Source organism: Pacificibacter marinus, assembly GCF_018860505.1.
Lineage (GTDB): Bacteria > Pseudomonadota > Alphaproteobacteria > Rhodobacterales > Rhodobacteraceae > Celeribacter > Celeribacter marinus_B.
Genome location: NZ_JAHKPU010000049.1, coordinates 31,557 through 56,338 on the forward strand (window position 1 = coordinate 31,557; position 24,782 = coordinate 56,338).

The 24,782-nt window shown below is 53.2% G+C and carries 24 protein-coding genes and 1 other RNA gene; 12 read left to right on the forward strand and 13 right to left on the reverse strand.

Features of this window, described 5'->3' with window-relative positions; all coding sequences use genetic code 11:
* Nucleotides 1–5: 5 nt before the first annotated feature.
* From KO503_RS17035 to dctP, 4 genes are all read right to left on the reverse strand, one after another.
* Nucleotides 6–632, reverse strand: a complete 627-nt coding sequence (locus KO503_RS17035) for an isochorismatase family protein (RefSeq protein ID WP_215992756.1) — start codon at nt 630–632, stop codon at nt 6–8.
* 7 nt (nt 633–639) lie between these two features.
* Nucleotides 640–1,938 carry a TRAP transporter large permease gene (locus tag KO503_RS17040; RefSeq protein ID WP_215992757.1) on the reverse strand — a complete coding sequence of 433 codons (1,299 nt, stop codon included), beginning with the start codon at nt 1,936–1,938 and terminating at the stop codon, nt 640–642.
* A gap of 1 nt (nt 1,939) precedes the next feature.
* Complete coding sequence (locus tag KO503_RS17045; RefSeq protein WP_215992758.1) at nt 1,940–2,425, reverse strand: TRAP transporter small permease subunit; 486 nt, start codon at nt 2,423–2,425, stop codon at nt 1,940–1,942.
* A 70-nt stretch (nt 2,426–2,495) separates the two neighbouring features.
* On the reverse strand, nt 2,496–3,509 hold the full coding sequence (gene dctP / locus KO503_RS17050) for a TRAP transporter substrate-binding protein DctP (RefSeq protein ID WP_215992759.1): 1,014 nt from the start codon (nt 3,507–3,509) through the stop codon (nt 2,496–2,498).
* Nucleotides 3,510–3,687: 178 nt separating this feature from the next.
* On the opposite strand from dctP, the gene KO503_RS17055 reads away from it, so the two are divergent.
* Complete coding sequence (locus KO503_RS17055; RefSeq protein WP_215992760.1) at nt 3,688–4,563, forward strand: LysR substrate-binding domain-containing protein; 876 nt, start codon at nt 3,688–3,690, stop codon at nt 4,561–4,563.
* Between the two features lie 46 nt (nt 4,564–4,609).
* Here KO503_RS17055 and KO503_RS17060 read toward each other — a convergent pair whose 3' ends face one another.
* Nucleotides 4,610–5,878, reverse strand: a complete 1,269-nt coding sequence (locus KO503_RS17060) for an MFS transporter (protein WP_215992761.1) — start codon at nt 5,876–5,878, stop codon at nt 4,610–4,612.
* 428 nt (nt 5,879–6,306) lie between these two features.
* On the opposite strand from KO503_RS17060, the gene KO503_RS17065 reads away from it, so the two are divergent.
* The 7 genes from KO503_RS17065 to KO503_RS17095 all read left to right on the forward strand — a co-directional run bounded on the left by KO503_RS17065 (nt 6,307) and on the right by KO503_RS17095 (nt 13,318).
* On the forward strand, nt 6,307–7,002 hold the full coding sequence (locus KO503_RS17065) for a GntR family transcriptional regulator (protein WP_215992762.1): 696 nt from the start codon (nt 6,307–6,309) through the stop codon (nt 7,000–7,002).
* Between the two features lie 75 nt (nt 7,003–7,077).
* A complete protein-coding gene (locus KO503_RS17070) occupies nt 7,078–8,130 on the forward strand; it encodes an amino acid ABC transporter substrate-binding protein (RefSeq protein WP_252731159.1) in 1,053 nt (350 codons plus the stop codon).
* A gap of 21 nt (nt 8,131–8,151) precedes the next feature.
* Entirely contained in the window at nt 8,152–9,375 is a 1,224-nt protein-coding gene (locus KO503_RS17075) for an amino acid ABC transporter permease (RefSeq protein WP_215992763.1), read from the forward strand.
* 2 nt (nt 9,376–9,377) lie between these two features.
* Nucleotides 9,378–10,499: an amino acid ABC transporter permease gene (locus tag KO503_RS17080; protein ID WP_215992764.1), complete on the forward strand. Its 1,122-nt coding sequence runs from the start codon at nt 9,378–9,380 to the stop codon at nt 10,497–10,499.
* Entirely contained in the window at nt 10,496–11,248 is a 753-nt protein-coding gene (locus tag KO503_RS17085; RefSeq protein WP_215944602.1) for an amino acid ABC transporter ATP-binding protein, read from the forward strand. Before KO503_RS17080 ends, KO503_RS17085 begins: the two co-directional genes overlap by 4 nt.
* Before the next feature lie 30 nt (nt 11,249–11,278).
* Nucleotides 11,279–12,460, forward strand: coding sequence for an aminotransferase class V-fold PLP-dependent enzyme (locus tag KO503_RS17090; RefSeq protein ID WP_215992765.1), 1,182 nt, complete (start codon nt 11,279–11,281; stop codon nt 12,458–12,460).
* Nucleotides 12,461–12,517: 57 nt separating this feature from the next.
* On the forward strand, nt 12,518–13,318 hold the full coding sequence (locus KO503_RS17095) for an aspartate dehydrogenase (protein WP_215992766.1): 801 nt from the start codon (nt 12,518–12,520) through the stop codon (nt 13,316–13,318).
* A 104-nt stretch (nt 13,319–13,422) separates the two neighbouring features.
* Here KO503_RS17095 and rpsU read toward each other — a convergent pair whose 3' ends face one another.
* The gene (rpsU, locus tag KO503_RS17100; RefSeq protein WP_058263026.1) at nt 13,423–13,629 is read right to left on the reverse strand and encodes a 30S ribosomal protein S21; all 207 of its coding nucleotides are present in this window, start codon (nt 13,627–13,629) and stop codon (nt 13,423–13,425) included.
* Between the two features lie 110 nt (nt 13,630–13,739).
* Between rpsU and KO503_RS17105 the strand changes: the two genes are divergently transcribed.
* From KO503_RS17105 to KO503_RS17115, 3 genes are all read left to right on the forward strand, one after another.
* Nucleotides 13,740–14,453 (forward strand): COQ9 family protein, encoded by a 714-nt coding sequence (locus KO503_RS17105; RefSeq protein WP_215992767.1) that lies wholly within the window; start codon nt 13,740–13,742, stop codon nt 14,451–14,453.
* A gap of 17 nt (nt 14,454–14,470) precedes the next feature.
* Nucleotides 14,471–15,460: an NAD(P)H-quinone oxidoreductase gene (locus KO503_RS17110; protein WP_215992831.1), complete on the forward strand. Its 990-nt coding sequence runs from the start codon at nt 14,471–14,473 to the stop codon at nt 15,458–15,460.
* A 128-nt stretch (nt 15,461–15,588) separates the two neighbouring features.
* The gene (locus KO503_RS17115; RefSeq protein ID WP_215992768.1) at nt 15,589–16,302 is read left to right on the forward strand and encodes an alpha/beta fold hydrolase; all 714 of its coding nucleotides are present in this window, start codon (nt 15,589–15,591) and stop codon (nt 16,300–16,302) included.
* Here KO503_RS17115 and KO503_RS17120 read toward each other — a convergent pair.
* On the reverse strand, nt 16,299–16,940 hold the full coding sequence (locus KO503_RS17120; protein ID WP_215992769.1) for a ribonuclease T2 family protein: 642 nt from the start codon (nt 16,938–16,940) through the stop codon (nt 16,299–16,301). The genes KO503_RS17115 and KO503_RS17120 overlap by 4 nt on opposite strands.
* A gap of 148 nt (nt 16,941–17,088) precedes the next feature.
* Between KO503_RS17120 and KO503_RS17125 the strand changes: the two genes are divergently transcribed.
* Nucleotides 17,089–17,823 (forward strand): DUF1013 domain-containing protein, encoded by a 735-nt coding sequence (locus tag KO503_RS17125; RefSeq protein ID WP_215992770.1) that lies wholly within the window; start codon nt 17,089–17,091, stop codon nt 17,821–17,823.
* A gap of 491 nt (nt 17,824–18,314) precedes the next feature.
* Here KO503_RS17125 and recR read toward each other — a convergent pair whose 3' ends face one another.
* From recR to KO503_RS17155, 6 genes are all read right to left on the reverse strand, one after another.
* A complete protein-coding gene (gene recR, locus KO503_RS17130) occupies nt 18,315–18,911 on the reverse strand; it encodes a recombination mediator RecR (RefSeq protein WP_215992771.1) in 597 nt (198 codons plus the stop codon).
* 9 nt (nt 18,912–18,920) lie between these two features.
* The gene (locus tag KO503_RS17135) at nt 18,921–19,265 is read right to left on the reverse strand and encodes a YbaB/EbfC family nucleoid-associated protein (RefSeq protein ID WP_215944839.1); all 345 of its coding nucleotides are present in this window, start codon (nt 19,263–19,265) and stop codon (nt 18,921–18,923) included.
* 86 nt (nt 19,266–19,351) lie between these two features.
* A complete protein-coding gene (locus KO503_RS17140) occupies nt 19,352–21,139 on the reverse strand; it encodes a DNA polymerase III subunit gamma/tau (RefSeq protein ID WP_215992772.1) in 1,788 nt (595 codons plus the stop codon).
* 96 nt (nt 21,140–21,235) lie between these two features.
* On the reverse strand, nt 21,236–22,282 hold the full coding sequence (gene rsgA / locus KO503_RS17145; protein ID WP_215992773.1) for a ribosome small subunit-dependent GTPase A: 1,047 nt from the start codon (nt 22,280–22,282) through the stop codon (nt 21,236–21,238).
* 163 nt (nt 22,283–22,445) lie between these two features.
* Nucleotides 22,446–22,542, reverse strand: an RNA gene (ffs, locus tag KO503_RS17150) — signal recognition particle sRNA small type.
* 78 nt (nt 22,543–22,620) lie between these two features.
* The gene (locus KO503_RS17155; RefSeq protein ID WP_215992774.1) at nt 22,621–24,531 is read right to left on the reverse strand and encodes a bifunctional 2',3'-cyclic-nucleotide 2'-phosphodiesterase/3'-nucleotidase; all 1,911 of its coding nucleotides are present in this window, start codon (nt 24,529–24,531) and stop codon (nt 22,621–22,623) included.
* Nucleotides 24,532–24,782 lie beyond the last annotated feature (251 nt).

Genomic DNA, 24,782 nt, shown 5'->3' on the forward strand with positions numbered 1-24,782 from the left:
GGTCGTTACGCGCCAAGCGCCGAAATAACCGACGTGGCCTCAGATAAAGTGATGACCTCGCCATATTTGCTGTGGATGTCGATCAAGTTGCTTTCGTGCTGGGCAGCCGTGCGATCTGCAACGCAATCGCGGATGACAAACGGCGGGTATCCGTGAGCCATTGCATCGACTGCACTGGCACGGACACACCCGCTTGTTGTGCAACCGGCGACAAACAGTGTGTCACATTTGGCTTGCGCCAGCAGGGCCGACAAGGACGTTCCGAAAAACGCCGACGCCTGATTTTTGTATAGAACGATGTCTTCGTTTTCTGAGTACCCAAGACGGGGGTCCAATTCGCATGTGGGCGTGCCCCGCACGAGCGTTTCGAGTGAACTGCATTTTTCGCCCCACCGCCCCATGTCGGACAGGTTCGGGGCATAGCCATTGACCGTAAAAATGATTGGTCCGTGCCCGCGAAAGGCCTCGATAAAACGTGCCGTGCTGAGCACTTCTTTGTCACAGTCGCTTGCAAGCGGGCTGAGTGCGGGTTCAGTAAAGCCGCGCTGAAAGTCGATGACCAGCAAGGCCGGAGTTTGGCCCGCTTGAAGTGAGCGGTCAAAGCCGCTTTGAATGTTGTCTGGATCTTTCATGTTTTATTTACCGCAAGCTAGGAAGGAAAAGGGCGATTTCGGGGAAGGCGATCAAGATCAAAATGCACAGCAGCTCAATCCCGACAAAGGGCAGCGCGCCGCGTATGATCTGACCGATGGTCAAATCAGGTGCAATTCCGTCAATGACGTAAAGGTTCAACCCGACTGGCGGGGTGATCACCGCCATTTCACAGGTCAGAATAAGAATGACGCCAAACCAGATCGGATCAATGCCCATGGCTGTGATAACAGGCATCAGAATGGGTGTCGTGATGACGATGATTGACACGATATCAAGGACCATGCCGACCAAAAGAAGAAACAACAGCACAAAGGACAGGATGACCCATTTGGGTTGATCGACGCTGACCACGAACATAACGATCTTTTGCGGGATCATAAGTCGGGTCATGATATGGCCAAACATCAGTGCGCCTGCGAGAATGAGCAAGATCATTACGCTGGTCAAAACTGTGGATCTTAGCACCTTACGCACAAGTTCAAAGCTAAGTTCTTTGTACAGTGCCGCGACGAAGAACGCGCCAATCGCACCGATGCCTGCGGCTTCTGTGGGGGTGGCAATGCCAAAGTAAATCGTCCCGAGCACCAGCAAAACGATCATCACCGCAGGCCAGATGTCACGCAAGGAGCGCCAACGTTCTGCACGACTGATGGTACGCTCCTCAGAGGGAGCCATATCTTTGCGGAACACCGCAACCAGCACGACATAGGCCATCATCATCGAGGTGAGCAACACCGCAGGCAGCACGGCTGCGACGAAGAGTTTGCCCACTGATTGTCCAGCCACTTCACCGAATAAGACAAAGCCGATGCTGGGCGGGATTAACAATGCCAGCGCACCAGCTGCGGCGACGGTGCCGCCAGCAAGCGAGGGGCTATAACCGCGTTGCAACATCTGCGGAATGGCAAAGCGACCAATCGTTGCCGCACCTGCAACGCTGACGCCACTCATCGCGCCAAACACCGCAGAGCTGGCAACGCTGGCGACCCCAAGGCCACCAGGCAAACGCGCAAGCCAACAGGCGAACATATTAAACAGTCTGGCCCCGATGCTGGTGCGGGCCATAACCTCACCCATCATAATGAACAATGGCACGGCCAGCAGCGAATAGCTGACCAACCCGCGGTGCAAAATGTCGGGGATGGTTTCCAGCGAAGACAGGCCACCATGCAGCAAAAAGCCAACAATACTAGAGACGCCAAGCGCTGCAAAAATTGGGGTGCATAGGGCAATAAGCCCAAAGAAAACGGCGATAACAATGGTGAAAATGAAGACAGGATCCATGTCAGCCCTCCTTATTTTCGGTGTATATAGCCCAGCAACGTGAGACGGACACCGCCCCCAAACCAAATGCGCCGATGGGAATAAGTGCGAGCAAAATCCACTGCGGAAATGCCAACAAGGTGGCTGACTTATATCCACGTTCAAGCGCTGTCAGAACCGAGACTGTGCCTGCATAGATAAGGGCCGTGCAAAAGATCATAATCGAAATTTCGCTCACGACAGCTGAGATCAAAGTCATCACCCCGTATTTGCCATCCTTGAAATGTTCAAGACTGACATGTTGGTTTTCGATATGGGCCCAGCCAGCCGCAAACCAAATCGTAACTGCAAGAAGGTAAGCACTTATTTCAACGGCGTGAACACTTGCCGCGTTGAAAACATACCGTGCGACCACAGCGTAACAAATGATGATCATCAAGAGAAATAGAGCACATTCGGCGATCCTCAAATACAAGAGGTTTAGAGAGCGAATCCAATGGTTTATCATTTTCTGTTTTTCTTTATTTGGCCAGTGTCAGGCTTTGGTGATTGGCGGATCGCCGAATGTTTGAGCGGGGTTACTCGCGTGTCGCCTCGACAAGATCAAGATACTCTTGACCGTTCGGTACTTTCGCGAGCCATTCCTCGACAACTGTTGAGGTTGCCGCTTTCATGTTTTCAATTTCTTCTGGGCTGATCTGGTTGATCTCCATGCCTTTGGCTTCAAAGTCGGTCAAAGCTTCGCCCATGAAGGCATCCACAAGCGCGAACTGTGATTTGTCACGTGTTTGCGCCGCAGTGGTGATGATCTCTTGAATGTCGGCAGGCAGTGAATCCCACTTGTCTCCGTTAAAGGCCAGCACAGAGGTATCAACACCAAAGGTAGCCAGCGACAAGTAACCCACAACTTCATCAAGGCTTCTGCCTACGCCTGTCAAAAGCGGACGTGGTGTGCCATCGATCACACCGCGATCAAACGAAAGATACAGCTCAGACGATGACATACCCGTTGGAGAGCCGCCCATCAGTTGGATCGAGCGCGCATCCATCGCGCCAGTTGTGGCCCAAACCTTTTTCTTGATGTCATCAACCGTAACGATTGGTGATTTTTTCGAGTAAAACTGATAAGGGTCAAACGGACCAACGCCCAAGACAACCGTATTATGCTGCGCACGCAAATCATCTGTGATGCCAAGGTCCAAGAGGCCATTATCAAGGGCACGTTCCAAGTGTCCAACGTCCGAGAACAAGAACGGCAATGTGAAAATGCTCATCGCGGGCACTGTTCCACTTGCGTAAGTCCCCGTTAGGTTGACGATATCCGCATCGCCGCGCGACACAGCGCCCAGTTCTTGGTAGCCGTCAAACAACTGTCCCGAGTGGAATACATTGATTTTGACGCGGCCTTCGCTTTTGCTTTCGACTTCTGCCACAAAATCTTCGATGGGGTGCCAAGTATACTCATAGGTCGGCGGCAGATATGTCGACAACGTCAATTCAATTGGCGTTTGTGCAAAAGCGCCTCCCAAATTTGCACCTAATGCGAATACTGACGCAATTAGAGACATCGAAATCTTTTTATGAAGTGTCATCTTGTTCTCTCTTCTGTTGGATAGACCGCCAAGGGTCCTGTAGTGTTTTGTTTTTGTTTGTTTTTATGGTTGGTGTGGCGATTTTTGTCGCCGCGTTGTCTGTTGTGATGACTATCGGGTCATATTGATAAACATAAAACAAGCTGTATATTCTATCCAAATAGATTAGGAATATTTAATGAATAAGAACCTGAACATGGATTGTATCCGCTCTTTCGTGTCCATTATTGAGCAAGGAAGTTTCTCCAAAGCTGCATTGCATGTCGGGCGTACAGCCGCTGCAATCAGCCTTCAAATGGATCGTTTGCAAAGCCAGCTTGGCATTCAATTATTCCAAAAAGACGGTAGAAATCGGGTGGTTACGGCATCGGGGCAAGAGTTCTTTGAACACGCTCGGGCAATCTTGGCACAGAATGACGCGGCCATCAGATTGGCGAATTCCCGTGACCTGAAAGGGGCGGTGCGGCTTGGGATTGTGCAAGACTTTGCAGACGACTTTTTCCCTAAGGCGCTGTCCTCATTTTCGCAGCAATTCAAGAACATCAGAATCAACGTCATCGTAGAGAGGAGTGAAAATTTAATCGAACTGCTCGAAAATTCAGCACTTGATCAAGTTATCGCCTTTCGCCACACCACAGATTCCAAGGCAACGCTGCTCAGAGAATCCGAAATGATCTGGTTGGGCAAGGCTGATACGACCATTGCAGATATCACCCCGCTTCAATTGGTTTTGATGGATGGCCCCTGCCAGTTTCGCAAAGCGGCGCTTAAATCGCTGGGGGACGCTGGCGTGGCGTGGGACGTGAAGCTGGCAAGTGCCAGCATGTCTTGCGTGTCGGCGGCTGCAGAGGCTGGTTTGGGCGTGGCTGTGCGCACGGCAGATGTGCTTCAATCCAAAAAGCTTAATCTTTCAAAAATCACCAACTTGCCGGACCTGCCATCGATCAATCTTCAGCTTTACACTCAAGGCGAGGATCACAGTCCTGCAATCCAAAAGCTAAGCGAATACTGGATTGCGCAAATGGGGCGACCTGGACCTATTGCACAGCTTTAACCTCGCGCGCATTCAACGTGCAAAGTCGTTATCTCTGTGCCTCATTTCAGTTTGAGGACAAGTGACGCCTTGCCCCCAAGAGGCCACCACAGATCCCTGGAAGCGCAAACAACGCAAAGCAAAGCGGATAACTTCCGAGATAATAATATGACGCCGCAAACAGTGACGGCCCGATCATCACGCCAATGAATGTATAAGACAGGATGGCACCCGTGGCGGCGCCAACACGCTCGGGGGCGACCGATTTTGCAATGGCCGCCAGAAATACGCCATTCCATCCTGAGGCGCAGGCCCCTAGGCCCATAAAGACGATGATCAGTGCTGGCACAGGTAAGGCCGTTTGAAAGTACAATATCAACGATAGGCCGCCGCCCGTAAAACCAAGAAAGGACAGGATACAAAACGGTCCAAATCTGTCTGCGGCACTGCCCCAACCGACACGCCCCATCGCGCCCGCAATCTGCAACGCGGCCCCAAGCAGTCCGGCCGCAGGAATACTCCACCCCATTTCGACCAAGGACACGACCGCAAAGGCCGTGACCGTCAATTGCATCGCTGAGAAAAGCCCACCAAGCGCTGCTAAGGTGCGCAAGGCTGGGTTGGCCATAACGCCGCGTTGCTCTGATAGAGCCGTCGCCAGCACACCGCGTTTGACCTGTTTGGCAGGCTTTGGATCGCGCCGCACATGTGGGATAGAGATCACAAGAATGCCCAGCGGAAAGATTGCTAAAACGAGGATGGCCATTTGCCATCCTGCAACCCACAGGGCCAGTAATGGCAAAAACACGTTGGCCATGACCGCGCCCAAAGGAACGCCTGTTTGTTTGAGCGAAAAGATAAGGCTGCGCCGAGCGGAGGGTGTGATTTTCTGCAAGATGACAGAGGACGCCGGATTGTTAATGCCGTAGGCGACGCCGAATAGTATTGAAGCGATGATCATTAAAACAGGCATCGCCGTCGCCAAAAGCACAAGGCCCACGATCAATAGGACCAATTCAAGCGCGATGATTTCTTCGCCGCTGCGCGCGGCCAAAAGACTGCCCGCACTAAGCGATGCAAAGAGACCCGCGAAATAAATAAAGCTTACTTGGTAGCCGATCCAATAGGCGCCAACACCCAAGTCGGCGGCCACATCGGGGGCCAATGCCGTCAACGCCAACACGCAGGCCGTGGCCGCGATCTGCACGATTGTAACACGTGTTAGAGTAAACCAAAGGTGTCGGTTGGCAGTCTTCGTTTCTGTTAGGTCAGAAATCGTGGCTCGTGTTGGGGTCGGCACTGTTTTACCTCGATTAGGTCGCGTGAAGCGGCTCATGTGAGATCGTCTTTCTCATGTGCCTAAGTCCCTAATTTTAAATATACGCAGAACATGAACTCGTACTAGTGTAGATTCTTTTGTCAGGAAAGATGTCTTTCCATGTTTCGTCACAGGGGCTGCCCCTCATGTTTGATTTGGGTGTTGTAGCGTCGCTGTCAGGCTGAAATGAATGAGTGACTTTCGCAAGGGCGCAGTCTGTCTCGCGCTGAGCAGTGGCTGACATGCACCTATATCGTCGACATTTCTGGGCCGTTTGCCCCCAATTGGGTCTTAAATCCGTATGGCATCAATTTCACGTTGCTCAGTTGCGAATGTATGAGGCTGGTCGCTTATTTTGTGTGCAAATGTCCTCTGGGCGATCAGTGAAGTGGGTTTGAAGGTAAAATTCAGTTGATCGACCACTGGTATGCCGACACCATACCAGTATGACACAAGCACCTCCTTCCCCCAAAGAATCGGTTCACAAGCTGATCCTAGATGCCATTTTAAATGGCGATATTGATGTGAAAGACCAGATATCAGAGCGCGGCATTGCTGAGCGTTTTTCGGTTGGTCGCACGAAGGTCCGTGAAGCGCTGCGCGATCTGATCAATGATGGCATTTTGTCTGCGGAGCCCGCGCGCGGCACCTTTATTCGAGAACTGACGCTGACCGAAATGCGCGAAATCTATGAGGTCCGCTATGCGCTGGAAAGTATGGCAGCGCACCTTGCGGCCAAGCACGGCCCGCTGCCAGAACTTGCAGCTTACGCTGAGCGGTTCGAGGATATGCGCGATAATACAGCCAATTATGACCTGAAAGAAATCGACGAATACGGCGCAGAGTTTCACACCGAAATCTTTCGATCCGCCCGCAATGAAAAATTGCTGCAAATCTATCAACCTGTGCGCCTGCGCTTGGCGACAGCGCTGACTTTGCCACGGTATTACGAACCCGATTGGGTTCTCAAGGCCTTGGATGAGCACATCGAAATTCTAAAGGCGATCACGGACCGAGATAGCATGTTGGCGCAGTCGCGTCTTGTGGAACACATGGCGAGAGGGTTCGAGACCCGCATGCGAATATTTGATCGCTTGGATGGATATAGTCTGCCGCCATTGAACACCAAAGGCATGACGTAACGCCCCTTCATTCCCCAGCGCCTAAGGGGGCGCATGAACTACCTAAATCTCCCCACTCATTCGAAAGGAAGACAAATGGATATGACTAAAAAGCTATCTCGTTACGCCGGACAGGCGACAGGTGCTGCGTTGGCGTTTGTGGCGGCTCAGGCTGTTGCAACCACTGCATCAGCAGAAACCACACTGGAAAGTGTGATCGCGGCGGACGTCGTGATGTGTGGATCAAACGGCGGTCGTGCAGGGTTTTCTGCGCTGGACAGCAAAGGCGAATGGCAAGGCTTGGACGTTGACATGTGTCGCGCCATTGCGGCCTCTGTTTTGGGGGATGCCTCCAAAATCCAGATGGTAAAAACCAGCAGCCAAACACGCTTTACCGCGTTGCAAACAGGCGAGATCGACGTGCTTTTGCGCAACGCAACATGGACGTTGAGCCGCGATAGCAAACTGGCGCTCGATTTCGTGGCCCCTACGTTTTACGATGGTCAGGGCTTTATGGTCAGTGCCGCTTCTGGTGTGAACGCCATTGAAGAACTGGACGGCGCGACTGTTTGCTTGTTGCCTGGGTCTACGTCTGAATTGGTGGCTGAAGAAGTCTTTACAGGGCGCGGCTTGGAATACACGCCTGTTGTCATTCAAAGCTCAAGCGAATTGGACTCTGCGTTTTTCAATGGTCGCTGTGACGTGAACATTCAATCCACATCTGGTTTGGCTGCGAAACGCGCCACTGTTGCTGAAAACCCTGCTGATTGGGTGATCTTAGATGAAATCGTCGGCAAAGATCCAATGGGGCCTGTTGTGCGCCAAGATGATCCGCAGTGGAAAGACATCGTGGCATGGACTGCCTATGCGATGATGGAAGCCGAAGAATTGGGCGTCACATCTGAAAACGTCACTGAATTGCGTGATGAGGGCAATGTCAAATATGCGCTTTTCCTTGGTGCCGACGGAGATTTGGGTGAACTCTTGGGTCTACAAAATGACTGGGTTTACAACGTGGTGTCCCAAGTTGGGAATTACGGCGAAATGTTTGAGCGCAACTTGGGACAAGAGTCTCCGTTGAAACTTGCGCGTGGACTGAATGCGCAATGGGTCGATGGTGGCCTGCTCTACGCTCCGCCCTTTAAATAAGCTGTAATTGTCAGGATGCCGATGACCTATTCTCATGCAAAAACCACAGATGAAAGCCTGCCGCGACGCAAACCGCCCAAGACGCAAGGCCTGTCCTTGAACGGATTTTGGAATGACCAGCGGTTCCGCAACTTCGCGGCTCAGGCGATTGTTATTGCTGTGGTCATCGGCTTTTTTGTTTACATTATTGGCAATGCCCAACGGGCCTTGTCAGATCAAGGGATCAAAACCGGTTTCGGGTTCTTAATGGACAGCGCTGGCTTTGCGATTGGGGAATCTCTCATACCGTTTTCAGCCTCTGATAGCTTTTTGCGCGCTTATGGGGTCGGCATTTTGAACACGTTGAAAGTGTCTTTTGCAGCGATCATTCTGGCCAGTATTATCGGTGTTTTGCTTGGGGTTGCGCGTTTGTCGCGCAATGTCATGCTGAACCGCTTTGCCTCAACCTATGTTGAGGTGTTTCGCAATACGCCGCAATTGTTGCAGATCGTGTTTTGGTACATGTTGGCAGTACAGCTGCCTGGACCAAAGCAAGCATTTAACTTTGGTGACATCGCCTTTTTGAGCAACCGAGGGCTGGCCCTTCCCGGTCCCGGTGAGGGATCAGGATTTGGGTTTGCTGTGATCGGTTTGGTGCTGGCCGCAGTGGGCGTTGTTTTTTGGCGTCATCATCTTGAAAAGCGCTTGCGCCAAACTGGCAACAAAGCCAACGGCTTGCCTGTATCTATTGCGATTATGGTGATCGTACCTGTTGTGATTTGGACGGTTTTCGGATCGCCCAGCCAGATCGAAGTCCCAGCCTTACGTGGCTTTAACATTCGCGGTGGATTGCAATTGTCGCCCGAGTTCTTGGCGCTGTTCTTAGGGCTGTCGCTATACATCGCAGCCTTTATCGCGGAAATCGTGCGTGCAGGTATTGCCTCGGTGAACCAAGGCCAGATCGAAGCCGCCACTGCCATGGGGATCAAAAAAGCAGATGTTTTATGGCGCGTTGTGTTGCCGCAAGCGATGCGTGTCATCGTGCCACCGACAACTGCGCAATATGTCAGTCTGCTGAAAAACAGCTCGTTGGGTGTGATGATCGGCTACCCTGAACTGTTCAACCTGAACAACACAATTTTGACGGCCAGCGGCAACACGGTCGAGGCAATTATCATCATGATGGCAATCTATCTCAGCCTGACGACCACCATCGCGGTGATCATGAATTGGTACAATCGATCCGTTCAGTTGAAGGAACGCTAGATATGACATCACATCACTTGATTTCAAATGCGCAAACCGGTGCGAGTGCGGCACGGCCAGCCCCCGTGGCGGCGCCAGGGCTGATCCATTGGGCGCGCCAAAACCTGTTTGATGGCATTTACAACACGATCTTTACGGTGCTGTGTTGCGCGTTGTTGATTGCGACCGTGCCAGATCTTTTCCGCTGGGCCATTTGGGATGCCGCTTGGACGTCTACCAATGGCGCTGATGCGTGTAAGGCCACTACCGGTGCGTGTTGGGCTGTGGTGCAAGAAAAATACCGTCTTATGCTGTTTGGTACCTATCCCTATGAGCAACATTGGCGCGGGGCGTTGGTGGTGCTGATCTTAGGTGGCATGTCGATTGTCAGCGGCTTTCGTGTGTTTTGGACCAAATGGTTGCTTATCGCATGGGGAGGCGCATGGGTGGCTATTTTCGTGCTGCAACTTGGCGGTGTGTTTGGCCTTGTATCGACGCCGACCCATTTGTGGGGCGGGCTGCCGCTGACCTTATTGATCTTTTTTGGCACTGTGATTGGTGGGCTGCCTGTCGCGATTTTGCTGGCACTGGGGCGCCAATCCAACTTGCCGATCATCAAGGCGCTGTGCATCGGCTTTGTCGAAATGGTGCGCGGCGTGCCTTTGGTCACAGTGCTGTTTATGGCGGCTTTGATCTTTCCGCTGTTTGTGCCAGAATCGATGACGCCCGATAAATTCGTGCGCGCGCTGATCGGGATGTTGATGTTTTTCGCGGCCTATGCGGCGGACATCTTTCGTGGCGGATTGCAAGCGATCCCGCGGGGCCAATACGAGGCGGCAGAGGCGTTGGGCTTGCCCTATTGGCAAAAGACCACGCGGATTATTTTGCCTCAGACACTACGCATCGTTTTGCCGGCTTTGATGAACGACATCATTCGCGCGTTTAAAAACACCACTTTCATCGCCATCATTGGTCTGTTTGACATTCTTGGCGCCACGAAATCCGCATTAGAAGACCCCATATGGGTCAGCTACGGCACAGAGGCCTACCTCTTTGTGATCGCTCTCTACTTCGTCGTCTGTTTCAGTATGTCGAAATACAGCGTGTCCCTTGAGCGTGATCTGAATAAAGGAAATGTAAGATGACAAACGCATCTGACAGCGCGACCATCGAGCTGCGCAATGTGAACAAATGGTATGGCGATTTTCACGTGCTGCGCGATATCAACATGCAGGTCGGGCGTGGCGAAAAAGTGGTGATTTGCGGGCCTTCTGGGTCGGGTAAATCCACGTTGATCCGCTGCATCAACCGTCTTGAGGAACACCAAGAAGGCGATATTATCGTCAACGGTGTCGAGCTGACGCAGAACGTTAAAAACATCGATGAAGTGCGCCGCCATGTGGGGATGGTGTTTCAGAACTTTAACCTGTTTCCGCATCTTACTGTGTTGGACAATCTGGTGCTTGCGCCCAATCTTGTGAACAGCGTGCCCAGACAAGACGCCGAGAATTTGGCGATGGAACTTTTGGAACGCGTGCGTATTCCTGAGCAGGCCAATAAATATCCCGGTCAGCTGTCGGGTGGGCAACAACAACGTGTGGCCATCGCGCGCTCACTGATGATGAAGCCAGAGGTGATGTTGTTTGACGAGCCGACATCGGCGCTGGACCCTGAAATGATCAGCGAAGTTTTGGATGTTATGGGCGAATTGGCCGATGACGGTATGACTATGATTTGCGTCACCCATGAAATGGGATTTGCCAAACAGGTGGCCGATTTGGTTGTCTTTATGGCGGACGGCGAAGTTGTCGAAGCGGCACCACCTACCGAGTTCTTCACCAATGCGCAAAATCCGCGCACGCAACAGTTTCTAAAACAAATTTTGTCCCACTGAGGTCAGCCTAAGAATATGAATAAGAACACCATGAATTTTGACACATTCCGCGCAGGGTTTCCCGCACTGGCCGATCAGACGTATTTGTCTATTGCTGATAAAATGATTCTGCATGACACCGTGCGCGGCGCGATAGACGTCTATCTGGATCGTCTCGCGTTGGCGTCCGTCGGGCGGCTAGGTCATGAGGCGGCCGTCGAGGACGCAAGGGGCAAATTTGCGCAACTGGTCAACGCCGATCCGAAAAACATCGCGGTGACGCGTAATGTGTCAGACGGCGTCAATTGTATCGCATGGTCCTTTGAGGATGTGCAGGGAAAAAACATGGTCTTGAGCGCCGATGTTGAGCATCCCAACAACATTTATCCTTGGCTGCGCCAACAAAAACGCGGGTTAGAGCTGCGTCTTGTGCCAGCCATGCCGGACGGGCAACTTGATACAGAGGCTATGATTGCCGCGATGGATGATAACACCATCATTATGACGTGCCCTTCTGTGTCTTTCGCACCGGGCTATCGCAGTGATCTTGATCGTCTGGGGGCGGCCTGTCGCAAGCGCGATGTGTTTTTCCTTGTGGACGGTGTTCAAACGGCAGGCGTTTTGCAACACGACTTTTCCCAAGAGCCGATCGACGGCTTCGCGACCTCTGCCTCTAAAGGGCTGCTAGGGTCTTACGGTATCGGTTTTTTGTATGTTTCCGATCAGTGGCTTGATCGTCTGACGCCTGCGTATTTGTCACGCCCTGCGGTGTATCAAGACTCCGAAGATCATTCGAGCATGGGAAGTTTCGCTTATCAGCTACAGCCCAATGCGCGACGTTATGAAGTTGGCAGCTATAACCTTGCGGGGGCTTATGCTGTGGCTGCGTCTTTGGGATTGCTGCTTGATCTTGGTCCTGCCGCCACCCAGACCCGTGTCTTAGGTTTGGCCTCTGATCTGCGCTGCGGTTTGCAAGACACGATGTTTGGATCACGGGTCACGACATCGAACGATCCTGACAAACTGTCGCATATTATCACCATCGGAACGCTTGATGCGGGCGGGCATGACACTTCCACCTGTCCCGATATCATGGGGCTGTCCGCAAAGCTGAAGGACCACAAGATCACCCATGCCATCAGGCGCGGGCAAATTCGTATGGCGGTCCATGCGTTTAACAACAGTGATGACATTTCGAAAACGCTTGATGTTGTTGCACAATATCGACCCTAAACTCACTCAATTCGGCCCGTTACCCGCGTAAAGCCCGTCTTTAAAAAGGAAGATCAAATGACTGTTCCAGTTGCCCTCATCGGGTTCGGTGCTATCGCCCAAGACCTGTTTGCCAAAGTACAGTCGGATCCGCATTTGAGGGTTAAACAAATATTGGTGCGTGCCTCAGCCCGTGAGGCTGCTCAGGCAAAGATCGATCCGCAGACCGAGATTATCACCTCGGTAGATGCCTTGGATGATGACATCGACTTTGTGTTGGAATGCGCAGGCCACGGCGCGCTCAAAGACTATGGCGCCGCTGTTTTGGCGCGTGGATTTGATCTGGGCATCCTGTCTGCTGGCGCCCTGTCTGACGAAGGGCTTGTCGCACAGCTCAACGCCGCCTCGGCACAGTCAAAGGCGAAAGTGATCGTCGTGCCTGGGGCCATCGGCGGGATTGATGCGATTTCGGCCGTTGGAGCCGACGGATTGACGTCTGTTTGCTACACGGGTCGCAAAGCGCCGATCAGTTGGAAAGGCACGCCTGCGGATGCTGTCTGTGATCTCGATGCTTTGACTGAGCCTTGTGAGATTTTTTCCGGTACAGCACGCGAAGCCGCGCAGGCGTTTCCAAAGAACGCCAATGTCGTGGCTACAGTTGCGCTGGCGGGACTTGGATTTGATGCCACAACAGTGCGTTTGATTGCGGACCCCGCTGTCACACGCAACACCCACCGCGTCCAAGCGGTTGGTGATAATGTGGCTTTTGATTTTGAAACCAGCTCTGGCACTTTGCCAAACAACCCGCGTACGTCGGCTTTGACCTCGCAAAGTGCGTATCGTGCACTCAAGCTTCGGGCCCATCCGTTTTCAACGTAAGGCATCAGCCTGATTGCAGAACAAGAAAACCCCCGATGCGCAAACATCGGGGGCTCTATTTTTATATGCCTTCGAAAAGGCCATTCGCTGTCAGATCAAAAGACCTAGAGCATGCCTTCGCGTTGAGCTTTTTTACGAGCCAACTTGCGAGCACGGCGGACGGCTTCGGCTTTCTCGCGTGCTTTTTTGACGGAGGGTTTCTCGAAATGTTGCTTAAGCTTCATTTCACGGAAAACGCCTTCGCGCTGAAGTTTTTTCTTCAGGGCACGGAGAGCTTGATCGACATTGTTGTCGCGAACGCTAACCTGCATGTGGTGTCACCACCTTCCTAGTTAGATTTGCATGAATTGCAGGAGTTCGCCCTATAGCAAAGCCGCGCTAGCTTGTCTACCATGTGAGTAAGCCCAAAAGGAGAGATCCCATGCAAACGTCCGCTTATCCCGATTCAACCCGTGAAAAACTGGTGGAAGCTGCTATTCCGCATGTGGTTTTCGATGGCTGGGGGCCTGAGACCTTCCAAGCGGCAGTGAATGATTCGGGGGTTCCTGCGCAAATGGCCCGTGTCGCGGCGCCGCGTGGTTCGGTTGATTTGGCCGCAGCCTATCACAAGGGCGGTGATCGCGCGATGGTTCAAGCGCTGCAAGCGGCAGACCTAAGCGACATGCGGTTTCGCGATAAAATCGCCCATGCGGTTTGGGTACGCATTGAGGCCGTCGACCGCGAGGTTGTGCGGCGCGGGATGTCGCTGTTTTCCTTGCCGCATTACGCACCCGAAGGTGTGCGTCTGGTTTGGGAAACCACGGACACGATTTGGAACACTTTGGGCGATACGTCCAAGGATGTGAATTGGTACACAAAACGCGCGACCCTATCAGCGGTGTTCACCTCGACCATTTTGTTTTGGCTCGGCGATGACAGCGAAGGTTTTGCAGACACCAAGGCATTTTTGGATCGCCGTATTGATGATGTGATGTCGTTCGAGAAAGCCAAAGCAGGTGTGCGTGACAACAAGGCGCTCTCGGCCTTGTTCGCTCTGCCCAATGCCATTTTAGGTACGATCAAAGCGCCTGCAGGGGCGCGCCGCGATGATATTCCCGGCACTCAAACACCCAGCACACAAGCAGGAGATCAATAATGTCTTTGCCTTCCGCAATGCCAACCACGATGCGCGCGGTTGAAATCACCGAGGCCGGTGCGCCCGAGGTTCTACAGCTTTGCGAACGTCCCGTACCGACGCCCAAAGCGAATGAAATCGTCATTAAAGTCGCCTATGCGGGGGTGAACCGGCCTGATGCACTGCAGCGCGCTGGCCTGTATAATCCACCTGCCGAGGCTTCGGATTTGCCGGGCCTTGAAGGCGCGGGTGAGGTTGTGGCGGTCGGTGTGGACGTGACCGAGTGGCATGTCGGCGATCAAGTCTGTGCCTTGCTGCCCGGTGGCGGCTATGCCGAATATGTCGCAACGCCTGCGGTGCACGCCTTGCCTGTCCCTAATGGGTTAAGTTTTCGCGAAGCCGCTTGTTTGCCAGAGACGTTTTTTACCGTCTGGAGCAATGTATTCATGCGCGGTGGTTTGCAGTCCGGCGAAAAGTTTTTGGTGCATGGCGGCTCGTCAGGGATCGGCACAACGGCGATCCAACTGGCACGGGCTTTTGGTGCGCGGGTCTTTGCGACGGCAGGATCGGCCGAGAAATGCGCGGCCTGCGTGAACCTTGGGGCCGAGCGGGCGATCAACTACCGTGAAGAGGATTTTGTTGAGGTCCTGAACGCTGAAGGCGGCGCCGATCTGATCTTGGACATGGTCGGTGGTTCGTATTTCCCGCGAAATCTCAAGGCTCTTGGTCTGGATGGTCGTTTGGTTAACATCGCGTTTTTGAACGGTATGAAGTCCGAGATTAATCTTTTGCAGGTTATGACAAAGCGACTGACGCTGACGGGATCAAACCTGCGCCCGCAATCTGTGGCTGCCAAAGCGCGGATTGCAGACGAGCTGTTAAGTCGCGTCTGGCCTTTGATTGAAGCAGGGCAGGTGGCCCCTGTCATGCATTCCGACTTCGCACTTGAAAACGCCGCCGAAGCACATCGTTTGATGGAAACCAACGCACATATCGGCAAAATTGTTTTAAAGGTTAAGGACTTGTAAAGAAAAGGTGGTGGGTATACTTGTTGTTAGGGAGGTAAGATTTTGAATGTATAAGGAATTTAGAAATTTCTATTTCATCCGCATCCTTCAAAGGGCTTGTAATTGTTCCGCGTGTTGCAAATGAAACTTTGGCCACATGGTCGCACCGCGGTACGAGTGATAAACTGGTCCTGTGTTTTTCCGGCATAGGAAACAACCCAAACGCCTGTCCGCGCTATGAATTTGCAGCAAAGGCAACTGGTAATGGACAGCACAATGCTCTGTTCATTGCGGACCCAAACCGCACTTGGTTAAATGCTCCTGATCTTTTGGAGCAAATAGCAAATGAGATTGCGGCCTTCAAAGCCAGTTGTGATGTGACGCGCGTGATTGCTATGGGCCACTCTATGGGGGGCTTTTGCGCTTTGGTCGCGCCTGCGATCACGCATGTCGATTCTGTTCTGGCCTTTGCTCCGCAGATTTCAATCCATCCCAAGGTCGTGCCAAACGAGACACGCTGGATGGGGTACCGTGAAAAAATTACGCGGTTCAGAATTATATCCGCTGGCGATCATTTTAATAAGGATACCGCTTATACGGTGATCCATGGGCGTCACAGCTGCGAGGCCCCGCAACGTGACATCTTTCCCAAAATGGCAAACCTACGCCATTACATTATGCCGAAAACCAAGCATAATGTGCCGCAGCGGTTGAAGAGCATGAATTGCCTTGGAGAGGTCATTCAATACTCCATCGATGATCGTCCACGTAAACAGAGACTACTGTTGAAAAACAAGGCGGGCGCGGTGCTTTTGCCGCATCAGGGCGATCCGCTCAAAGTCGAAAAATCCGTCAGCAGCTAGTCGATGTGATCCAAGCGCGCTTTGTCCAAGGTGCAATCGCGGATGGTGTCTTGGCCACATGACCGAGGCTCTAGGTCTTTCGACAGACAAATGCGCACCTCTTGGATGCGTTGGTCTTTGCAGGTCACTGTGATCTCATCTTTATGCAGGCCTGCATTGGCTTGCATAAAGGCTTGCTCAATCACGGACGCGGGCAGAAGCACGTCTTTGGTTAAGCTCTGAAACGCAGCGGGGCGGGTGACAGATTCATATGCCTCGCGCGCGGTGTCCAGATACTCTTGTGCTGGCAGGCCCGCGCAACGCCCGTGTTTTTTCCACTGATACCAAGCAGCGCCATCTGTGCCCATGATGTCTTCCATCGCAGCGGTTTGACGCCTGCTTGGATCGCGCATCGATGTGTTGCAGTAAGACGGCCAGCCGCGTTCATATTGCGGCCAAAGCCCGTGCATCACCCAACCAAGCTGGCGGTCGCATTGCGGGGACTCTCTGTCATCGCCTTCCAGCGCGCACCACGTCGGCGACCATGACAAAGCCAAGACGTAATAGTCAAAATCGCCAGCCTGTTCGCCCTCAGAAAAAGCGGCTGTGGTGCTCATAAAGCCAGCAAGCGCTAGACCAGTAACAATTGCTTTACGCATTTTCTCTTCCCTCTCACATCGATCCGCAGTATACAGGCCTTAAGTTCCCCCCACAATGTGAACCGTCCCTTTCGGGAAAGCCCTTTTCAGGCGACGGAGAAGTTGTATCTGGGGCCTATCGTATTCAAGGTATTCAAGGAGAGTATCCATGGCAAAACCTATTATGGCGAAAGCCACAGCTGTTTGGCTCGTCGACAACACAACGCTGAGCTTTGTTCAAATTGCAGCCTTTTGTGGTCTGCATGAACTGGAAGTCCAAGGCATCGCTGACGGCGATGTGGCGACGGGCGTGAAAGGCTTTGATCCGATTGCAAACAATCAGTTGACGCAAGACGAGATCTCAGTTGCCGAGGCCGACCCAATGGCGCGTCTCAAGCTGAAGCACAATCCGGCCTCTGAAGGCGAAGAAAAACGCCGCGGCCCACGTTACACGCCTTTGTCAAAGCGCCAGGATCGCCCGAATTCAATCTTGTGGTTGGTGAAATTCCACCCTGAATTGGCTGACGCGCAGATCACCAAACTCGTCGGCACAACCAAGCCAACGATCCAAGCGATCCGCGAGCGGACGCACTGGAACATCAACAACATGCAGCCGATCGATCCGGTTGCTTTGGGCCTGTGTAAACAAACTGAATTGGACGCAGCGGTGCAAAAAGCCGCCGCCAAACGCGCTGCCGAAGGCAATGCGATGTCTGATGATGAGCGCCGCAAGTTGCTGTCCACTGAACAGACTTTGGGCATGGATGCAGAACCACGCATTCCAACAGCTATTTCTGGCTTGGAGGCCTTCACTTTGGGTGAAAATTCCGAGGACGAAGCAGAAGCGCCGCTGCCAGACGCAGATAGCTTCTTTAACTTGCCGGATGACGACGACAAAGACTAAGCGCTTTGATCAATTGATGAGCAAGGCCCGCCAAATTGGTGGGCCTTTTGCGTTTTAAGCGATGTTGCAGTGAGGCGAGGTGGCGCCTACTGAGCTCAATGATGGCAAAAAGTTGCACAGTGACAGTGAAAATCAGCCTGTAGTGGCCATCAAGCGGGACATCGCCATTTCCTATTTACCTTGCGGATTGTGATGACCTGTGAATAGTGATTGCACGATGACCAGTATATATTGAGGGCGGAACGTGTCGGCAATTTCTAGGCAGTACATTCTGCGCAAGCTTCAATTGTTATGCATTTGGTTCGTCGTGATTACTGTGGTTATTTATCTGTATGCAGATGACAGTGGTCCGATGCCGGTCAGTCTTTTCAACAGGCTGCTTATTGCCGCAGGTATAGTCGTTTTTCTAAGCATCCCTGTTGTCAAGAAGATCGGGCGAGTTTACCTAAACACCACACCTGACGACGCCGATCTTGATGATTGATGACGTCCTAAAATCCTTTGCGCGCCCGTAATGCGGCAGTGATCGTCCCGTCGTCCAGATAATCCAGCTCGCCGCCAATTGGCACGCCTTGGGCCAGCGAGGTCACGGTACAGACTCCCGCCAGCTCGTCGGCGATGTAATGCGCGGTGGTTTGTCCGTCGATGGTGGCGTTGAGCGCGAGAATGATCTCGGTGATGCCCTCATCGCGTACGCGGCTCATCAGCAATGGAATACGCAATTCTTCTGGGCCAATGGCGTCCAGTGCCGACAGGGTGCCGCCCAGCACATGATATCGCCCGCGAAACACTGCGGCGCGTTCCATCGCCCATAGATCGGCCACATCTTCTACAACGCAAATTTCGCCCGTGGCGCGTTTTTCAGAAGCACAAATATCGCAGATCGTGCCCGTGCCGATATTGCCGCATTTCACGCATTCTCGGGCGTTTTCGGATACGGCTTTCATCGCATCGGCCAAGGGCGACATGAGGCGTCCACGTTTTTTGATCAGGTGCAATACCGCACGTCGTGCCGAACGCGGGCCGAGACCCGGCAGCTTGGCCATCAGATCAATCAGTGCATCAATGTCTTTACGGCCCGCGTCCATTGTGTCGGCTTAAAACGGCATTTTGAAATCAGCCGGAAGCCCAAGACCTTCGGTGAGTTTCGCCATTTCGGACTGTGCTTTGGCAGTGGCTTTGCCTTGCGCATCTTTGATCGCGGCCAAGATCAAATCTTCGACCACTTCTTTTTCATCGGGGTGAAAAATAGACGGATCAATATCAAGCGCCGTCAACGTGCCTTTGGCGTTTGCTGTGGCTTTCACCAGACCTGCACCACTTTCGCCCACAACGGTGACATTTTCCAACTGCTCTTGCATGTCAGCCATATCTTGTTGCATTTGTTGCGCTTTTTTCATCATGCCGGCCATATCGCCAAGCCCGCCAAGTCCTTTAAGCATGTTGCTTTCCTTATCTTATGTCCTGCGCCAGTTATGATCCAATTATGGATCAGGGCAGGGAATTCAACCTATGTGTATGCGAGACGCTAGTCTTCTTCAAACGGATCCCATTCGTCTTCGACCTCTGGCAGCGCCTCAACGGCCGCTTCCAAAGCAATGGCCTCGGGCGTGCGGATTTTCGCGATTTTCGCACTGGGGAACAACTCAAACACCTTGGCGACAATCGGATGCGCACGGGCTTGGGCGCGTAGGGCAAGCTCTTTGGCGTTCTTAACCTCGTAAATCGTTTTGGTGCCCTCAGGCGCGCGTGAAATTGTCACGGCCCAACGCACACCGGTAAAGGCATTCAAGCGGCTGGCCAGGCGCGCAGCCAAATCTTGAGGGGCGTCATCGCTGGGCTCAAATTCGATCCGCCCAGGGGCATATTTTGCCAAACGGATGTAGTTTTCCATCTCGATCAAAAGCTTGGCATCGCGGTGATGGCGAACCAATTCGATCACATCCTCAAAGCTGCCGTAACGCGCAAGTGAGGCCTCAGGTGCTGTTGCTAAAGCGGTGGCCGCCCCGCCGGACATGCTCGGCGCATGCGTGATTTGCCCACTTGCCCCACTAGCAGACCCGCCGCCAGACATAGGTTGACTAGAGGCTGTAACCGATTCGCCACCAGCATGTGACCCGCCGCCACCACCAGAAGGTGGACGGGGCGGGGGATTTTGTTCGTTCAGTTTGCGCACCAGATCGTCGGGCATCGGCAGATCAGCGACATGCGTCAAACGGATCACAGCCATTTCAGCTGCCATCATCGCATTGGGCGCGGCAGCGATTTCTTCTAAAGATTTCAACAGCATTTGCCACATCCGGGACAAGACGCGCATGGGGATTTTCTCTGACATGGTCAGCCCGCGACTGCGTTCATCTGGTCCGATAGTGGGATCATCAGCGGCGTTTGGCGTGATCTTGATGACAGAGACCCAATGGGTAATGTCAGCCAAATCGCGCATCACCGCCAAAGGATCAGCGCCATCGGCATATTGCCCGCCGATCTCTTCCAGCGCGGCTGCTGCATCGCCCATCATGATCATATCGAACAGGTCTAAAACGCGGCCACGATCTGCAAGGCCAAGCATCGCGCGCACTTGGTCGGCTGTTGTCTCGCCTGCGCCGTGCGAAATGGCTTGGTCTAGCAACGATTGCGCGTCACGGGCCGAGCCTTCTGCGGCGCGGGTGATCAGCGCCAGCGCATCGTCGGTGATTTCCGCGTTTTCAGCCGTGGCGATTTTGCGCAGCAAGGCGATCATCACTTCGGGTTCAATACGACGCAAATCAAAGCGTTGGCAGCGCGACAGAACCGTCACCGGCACTTTGCGAATTTCCGTGGTCGCCATGATAAATTTCGTGTGGGCCATCGGTTCTTCAAGCGTTTTCAGCAGCGCGTTGAACGCGGCTGTCGACAGCATGTGAACCTCATCGATGATGAAGATTTTGTAGCGCCCTTCGGCGGGCCGCGTGCGCGCCATCGAATTTAGCTCGCGTATGTTGTCAACGCCGGTAGACGATGCAGCATCGATTTCAAGCACATCGAAAAACCGCCCCTCAGAGATGCCCCTACAGGGTTTGCATTTCCCACAAGGGGATGTGGTTGGGCCGCCAGTGCCATCTTCTCCGATACAGTTCAGACCCTTGGCGATAATACGTGCCGTGGTGGTTTTTCCCGTGCCGCGAATGCCGGTCATGATAAAAGCCTGCGCGATGCGGTCCGCATCAAAGGCATTCTTTAGCGTGCGCACCATGGCATCTTGGCCAACAAGGTCGGCAAAGGTTTCGGGGCGGTATTTGCGCGCCAGAACCTGATAGCCTGTGTCCGTCTCGGTCATGTTGTGATCCCTTAAACTCTTGGGGTTAAGGTATGCGCGCAGAGGCCAAGTCGCAACCCAAGTTGCGATCTGTATAGCATGTCAGGCCTTAGCTGTTTATTCGATTTCGCCGCGCCGCACGCGCTTGGCCTTAAAGGCCGTGCGTTTGAGCTTGCTAAACTTGCGCCCGCGTTCTTTGGACGTGGCGATGGTGCCTGTGTTCTCGGCATCTTCATCGCGCAGTTTTTTCCAGCGCTCAACACGCTCTTGAGTTAAATCACCCGATTCCACAGCCGCAAGAATGGCGCAGCCTGGTTCTGTCGTGTGTTTACAGTCGGAAAATTTACACTCAGTCACCAAATCGGTGATATCTTCAAACAAAGTATTGATACCCGCGGCAGCGTCATGCAAAGCCAGTTCGCGCATCCCCGGTGTGTCGATCATCCAGCCGCCCGCGTGCATCAAATGCATCGAGCGCGCCGTGGTGGTGTGTCGCCCTTTGGCATCATCTTCGCGGATGTCAGCCGTCAGCAGATTTTCCCCCGTCAGCGTACGTCCGATGGTGGATTTGCCCACGCCAGACGATCCGACAAGGGCCACGGTTTGACCCGCGCCGCACCATTTATTCATTTTCGCCACATCATCTGCGTCTTTGGAATTCAAAGCCAGCGCGTCGACGCGGTTGGAAATGGCAAGAGCGCGGTCCACATAAGATTGCGGGACGCCCAAAGGCGTATCGGCCTTGGTCATCACGATCACGGGCTTGGTTTCTGCCTCAATGGCCAAGGCGACATAGCGCTCAAGGCGGGCCTCATTAAAGTCGGCATTACACGATGTGACGATGAACAGTGTGTCGATATTGGCCGCGATCAACTGCGCTTGCGAAGTGTGCCCAGCAGCTTTGCGCGAGATGACCGATTTTCGGGGCAAGACGCGGACAAGGCGTTGGCCATCGCTCAGTACGAAATCTCCGACAGCCATATCGGTCGCCACATTGTCGCCAGACAGGGCCAAATCGATCCGTTCGTTTTGGGGATTGAGCCCGATCACACGATTGCGGCGCACTTCGGTTAAGCGCACTGGCGATAGGCCGGTCGCCTCATTGGCGCTGACTTGATCGGCGAAATGGTCGGACCAGCCGAGAGCTGTGAAAAACGGGGTCATTGTAGCAGTGTCATTCTGAGAAGCCTTTAAACATGAGCGTATAATGCCCAAGGGGGCGGGCACAGCAAGCGATAACAACCGCGTGTGCTCAAAGGCATCGCACGCGTGGCATATCTGCGCGTATCGGCTTTCGTTGATTGGGGTTTTAAATTTGGGAGGGAGAGGTGAGAGGCTGGACAGCGACCCAAACGGGACTCGTTGCGGCTGCTTCCTTCCGGATCTGACCGGGTTGGCGAGGCGCTCGCCCGCGCCAACCTCTCAAGGCCCACATAAGTGACATGAGGCGGATTCGCAAGAGGGTGGTGCAAAATCTGTAACGCCTTTATGAAATTCTGTGCTTATAACGCAATGCGAAAGCGCGAGAACCCATTGGCCCCATCGCCCGCAGGAGTGACCTGTATAGATGTCAGGTCCGTCAAATGGTCGCGGGCTTTGGGGCCTGTCTCGAAAATCACCGATGTGTCGGGCAGGGGGGCGAAGGTCCAGTTGTTGTCCGCTTTAGGGTCGACTGTGCCTTGCTCGACAATATAGCGCACGATGATATCGCGGTTTGTATCGGGGCCTTCAAAAATAATCGTTGTCCCGTCCGCGCCCGGAAACGCGCCACCGCCGCCTGCGCGATAATTGTTGGTGGCGACGATGAATTCCATATCGTCGGTCACAGGCTTGCCCTGATAGGCAAGATCAACGATGCGCGTGGCATTCGCGTTCAGAAGTTCGCCCTTGGCAGTGAAGCGCGAGGGCTGGGTAAGATCGATCTTATAGGTCACGCCATCGATCACATCGAAATTGTAAGGCGGGAACTCTGGGTTCAACAACAGTTGATCTTTGCGACCAGCTTTGATTTGCAAAAACATACCTGCAGAGCGATCAAGCCAGCCTTTAAGTTCTGCGCCAGTGATGCGAACTGCGCGAATGGTGTTGGGATAAAAATAGAGATCGGCGATGTTTTTGATTGCCAAGTTTCCAGGGGCGACATCTGTGTAATGTTCAGGGCCTGCGCGTCCACCCGCTTTGAACGGCGCGGCGGCTGATAGGATCGGCAATCCGTCATGTTCGGTGCCTTTGAACATGTCCTTGAGATACCAAAGCTGGGCGTTTGCGACGATCTGCACGCTTGGATCATCTGCAACCAATGCGAAATAGGAATGCAAAGACGTGGCCGTTTTGCCGACAGCGCGGCGGATGTATTGCAAGGTCTCGTCATGCACGGCTGCGACAGAGTGCAGAACGTTTTGGTGACTGTCCACCAAAGATGCGATTTTGCGATCAGTCCCGCGTGCCGCGATGGGGCGCGTTTCGACGGACGAGGTGATCACGCGCCATGCATTGCCGCTGCGTTCAATCATTAGGTCGATCAGGCCAAGGTGTGAGCCCCAAAATCCGCCCATGACCGTTGGTTTGCCGTGAACAAGACCGTTCTTGGCGTCCACGCCCGCAAGCCCGTCAAAGTCGGGCGACGGAAACACCAGATGCGAATGACCCGTGACCATGGCGTCGATCCCGTCCAGTTCGGCCAAAGGCACAGACGCGTTTTCCATGCCCTCAACGTGTTTGGCAGATCCGATGCCAGAGTGATTGAGCGCGATGATCAGATCCGCGCCCTTTTCTTTCATCTCGGGAATATAGGCGCGGGCGGTGTCAACGATATCGCGCACCACGACATTGCCTTCCAGGTGGCGGCGGTCCCAAGTCATGATTTGAGGGGGCACAAAGCCAATGAGGCCGACCTTAATAGGGTGTTTTTGACCCGAGCCGTCGATGACATAACGATCCAATATCACATAGGGTTTGACCAAAGTTATGTCTTTGCGTGCGGTGCTGCCCATCTTTTTGATCACATTTGCCGAGACCACAGGAAAATCAGCGCCCTGCAAAGACTTGAGCAAGAAATCGATCCCGTAGTTGAATTCGTGATTGCCCAAGGTCGCCGCATCATAGCCAAGCGTGTTCATCGCTGTGATGATCGGGTGCATGTCGCCGTCTTGCATCCCGCGTTCATAAGCGATGTAGTCGCCCATAGGGTTGCCTTGCAAAAGGTCTCCATTATCAACCAAAATCGCGTTGTTGGCCTCAGCGCGGATCGCATTGATATGTGCCGCAGTGCGCGCCAAGCCAACGCTGTCGCTGGGGCGATCTGCGTAGTAGTCGTAAGGGAAAACATGGACATGTAAATCCGTCGTTTCCATAATGCGCAGATGAGCTTGGTCAACGCTGGCGCGAGCAGAAAAGGGGTGGAGTGCGATCAATGCGAAGCCTGCAAATGGTTGGGATAAAAATCCCTGAAATGGTCTATTAGGGTTTTGCGCTCTCGATCATATTTGGATTTAAGACTATAGCGACTGACGAGCGCGACAACTTGTAACGAGTTGGATACTAACTATGTTTTGAACACTTCCAATGCTTCTGGGTTAAATAGTGGGTTTGAAATGCAACTTTTGGTTGTGTTGCGTTTCAAGTGTTACCTATGCGCAACTATTGATGTCCGTAAGGTATTGAA

Bases quoted from the DNA above. Each gene is read 5' to 3' on its own strand.
- KO503_RS17035 (WP_215992756.1), bottom strand. From the start codon at position 632: ATGAAAGATCCAGACAACATTCAAAGCGGCTTTGACCGCTCACTTCAA.
- KO503_RS17040 (WP_215992757.1), bottom strand. From the start codon at position 1,938: ATGGATCCTGTCTTCATTTTCACCATTGTTATCGCCGTTTTCTTTGGG.
- KO503_RS17045 (WP_215992758.1), bottom strand. From the start codon at position 2,425: ATGATAAACCATTGGATTCGCTCTCTAAACCTCTTGTATTTGAGGATC.
- dctP (WP_215992759.1), bottom strand. From the start codon at position 3,509: ATGACACTTCATAAAAAGATTTCGATGTCTCTAATTGCGTCAGTATTC.
- KO503_RS17055 (WP_215992760.1), top strand. From the start codon at position 3,688: ATGAATAAGAACCTGAACATGGATTGTATCCGCTCTTTCGTGTCCATT.
- KO503_RS17060 (WP_215992761.1), bottom strand. From the start codon at position 5,878: ATGAGCCGCTTCACGCGACCTAATCGAGGTAAAACAGTGCCGACCCCA.
- KO503_RS17065 (WP_215992762.1), top strand. From the start codon at position 6,307: ATGACACAAGCACCTCCTTCCCCCAAAGAATCGGTTCACAAGCTGATC.
- KO503_RS17070 (WP_252731159.1), top strand. From the start codon at position 7,078: ATGGATATGACTAAAAAGCTATCTCGTTACGCCGGACAGGCGACAGGT.
- KO503_RS17075 (WP_215992763.1), top strand. From the start codon at position 8,152: ATGACCTATTCTCATGCAAAAACCACAGATGAAAGCCTGCCGCGACGC.
- KO503_RS17080 (WP_215992764.1), top strand. From the start codon at position 9,378: ATGACATCACATCACTTGATTTCAAATGCGCAAACCGGTGCGAGTGCG.
- KO503_RS17085 (WP_215944602.1), top strand. From the start codon at position 10,496: ATGACAAACGCATCTGACAGCGCGACCATCGAGCTGCGCAATGTGAAC.
- KO503_RS17090 (WP_215992765.1), top strand. From the start codon at position 11,279: ATGAATTTTGACACATTCCGCGCAGGGTTTCCCGCACTGGCCGATCAG.
- KO503_RS17095 (WP_215992766.1), top strand. From the start codon at position 12,518: ATGACTGTTCCAGTTGCCCTCATCGGGTTCGGTGCTATCGCCCAAGAC.
- rpsU (WP_058263026.1), bottom strand. From the start codon at position 13,629: ATGCAGGTTAGCGTTCGCGACAACAATGTCGATCAAGCTCTCCGTGCC.
- KO503_RS17105 (WP_215992767.1), top strand. From the start codon at position 13,740: ATGCAAACGTCCGCTTATCCCGATTCAACCCGTGAAAAACTGGTGGAA.
- KO503_RS17110 (WP_215992831.1), top strand. From the start codon at position 14,471: ATGCCAACCACGATGCGCGCGGTTGAAATCACCGAGGCCGGTGCGCCC.
- KO503_RS17120 (WP_215992769.1), bottom strand. From the start codon at position 16,940: ATGCGTAAAGCAATTGTTACTGGTCTAGCGCTTGCTGGCTTTATGAGC.
- KO503_RS17125 (WP_215992770.1), top strand. From the start codon at position 17,089: ATGGCAAAACCTATTATGGCGAAAGCCACAGCTGTTTGGCTCGTCGAC.
- recR (WP_215992771.1), bottom strand. From the start codon at position 18,911: ATGGACGCGGGCCGTAAAGACATTGATGCACTGATTGATCTGATGGCC.
- KO503_RS17135 (WP_215944839.1), bottom strand. From the start codon at position 19,265: ATGCTTAAAGGACTTGGCGGGCTTGGCGATATGGCCGGCATGATGAAA.
- KO503_RS17140 (WP_215992772.1), bottom strand. From the start codon at position 21,139: ATGACCGAGACGGACACAGGCTATCAGGTTCTGGCGCGCAAATACCGC.
- rsgA (WP_215992773.1), bottom strand. From the start codon at position 22,282: ATGACCCCGTTTTTCACAGCTCTCGGCTGGTCCGACCATTTCGCCGAT.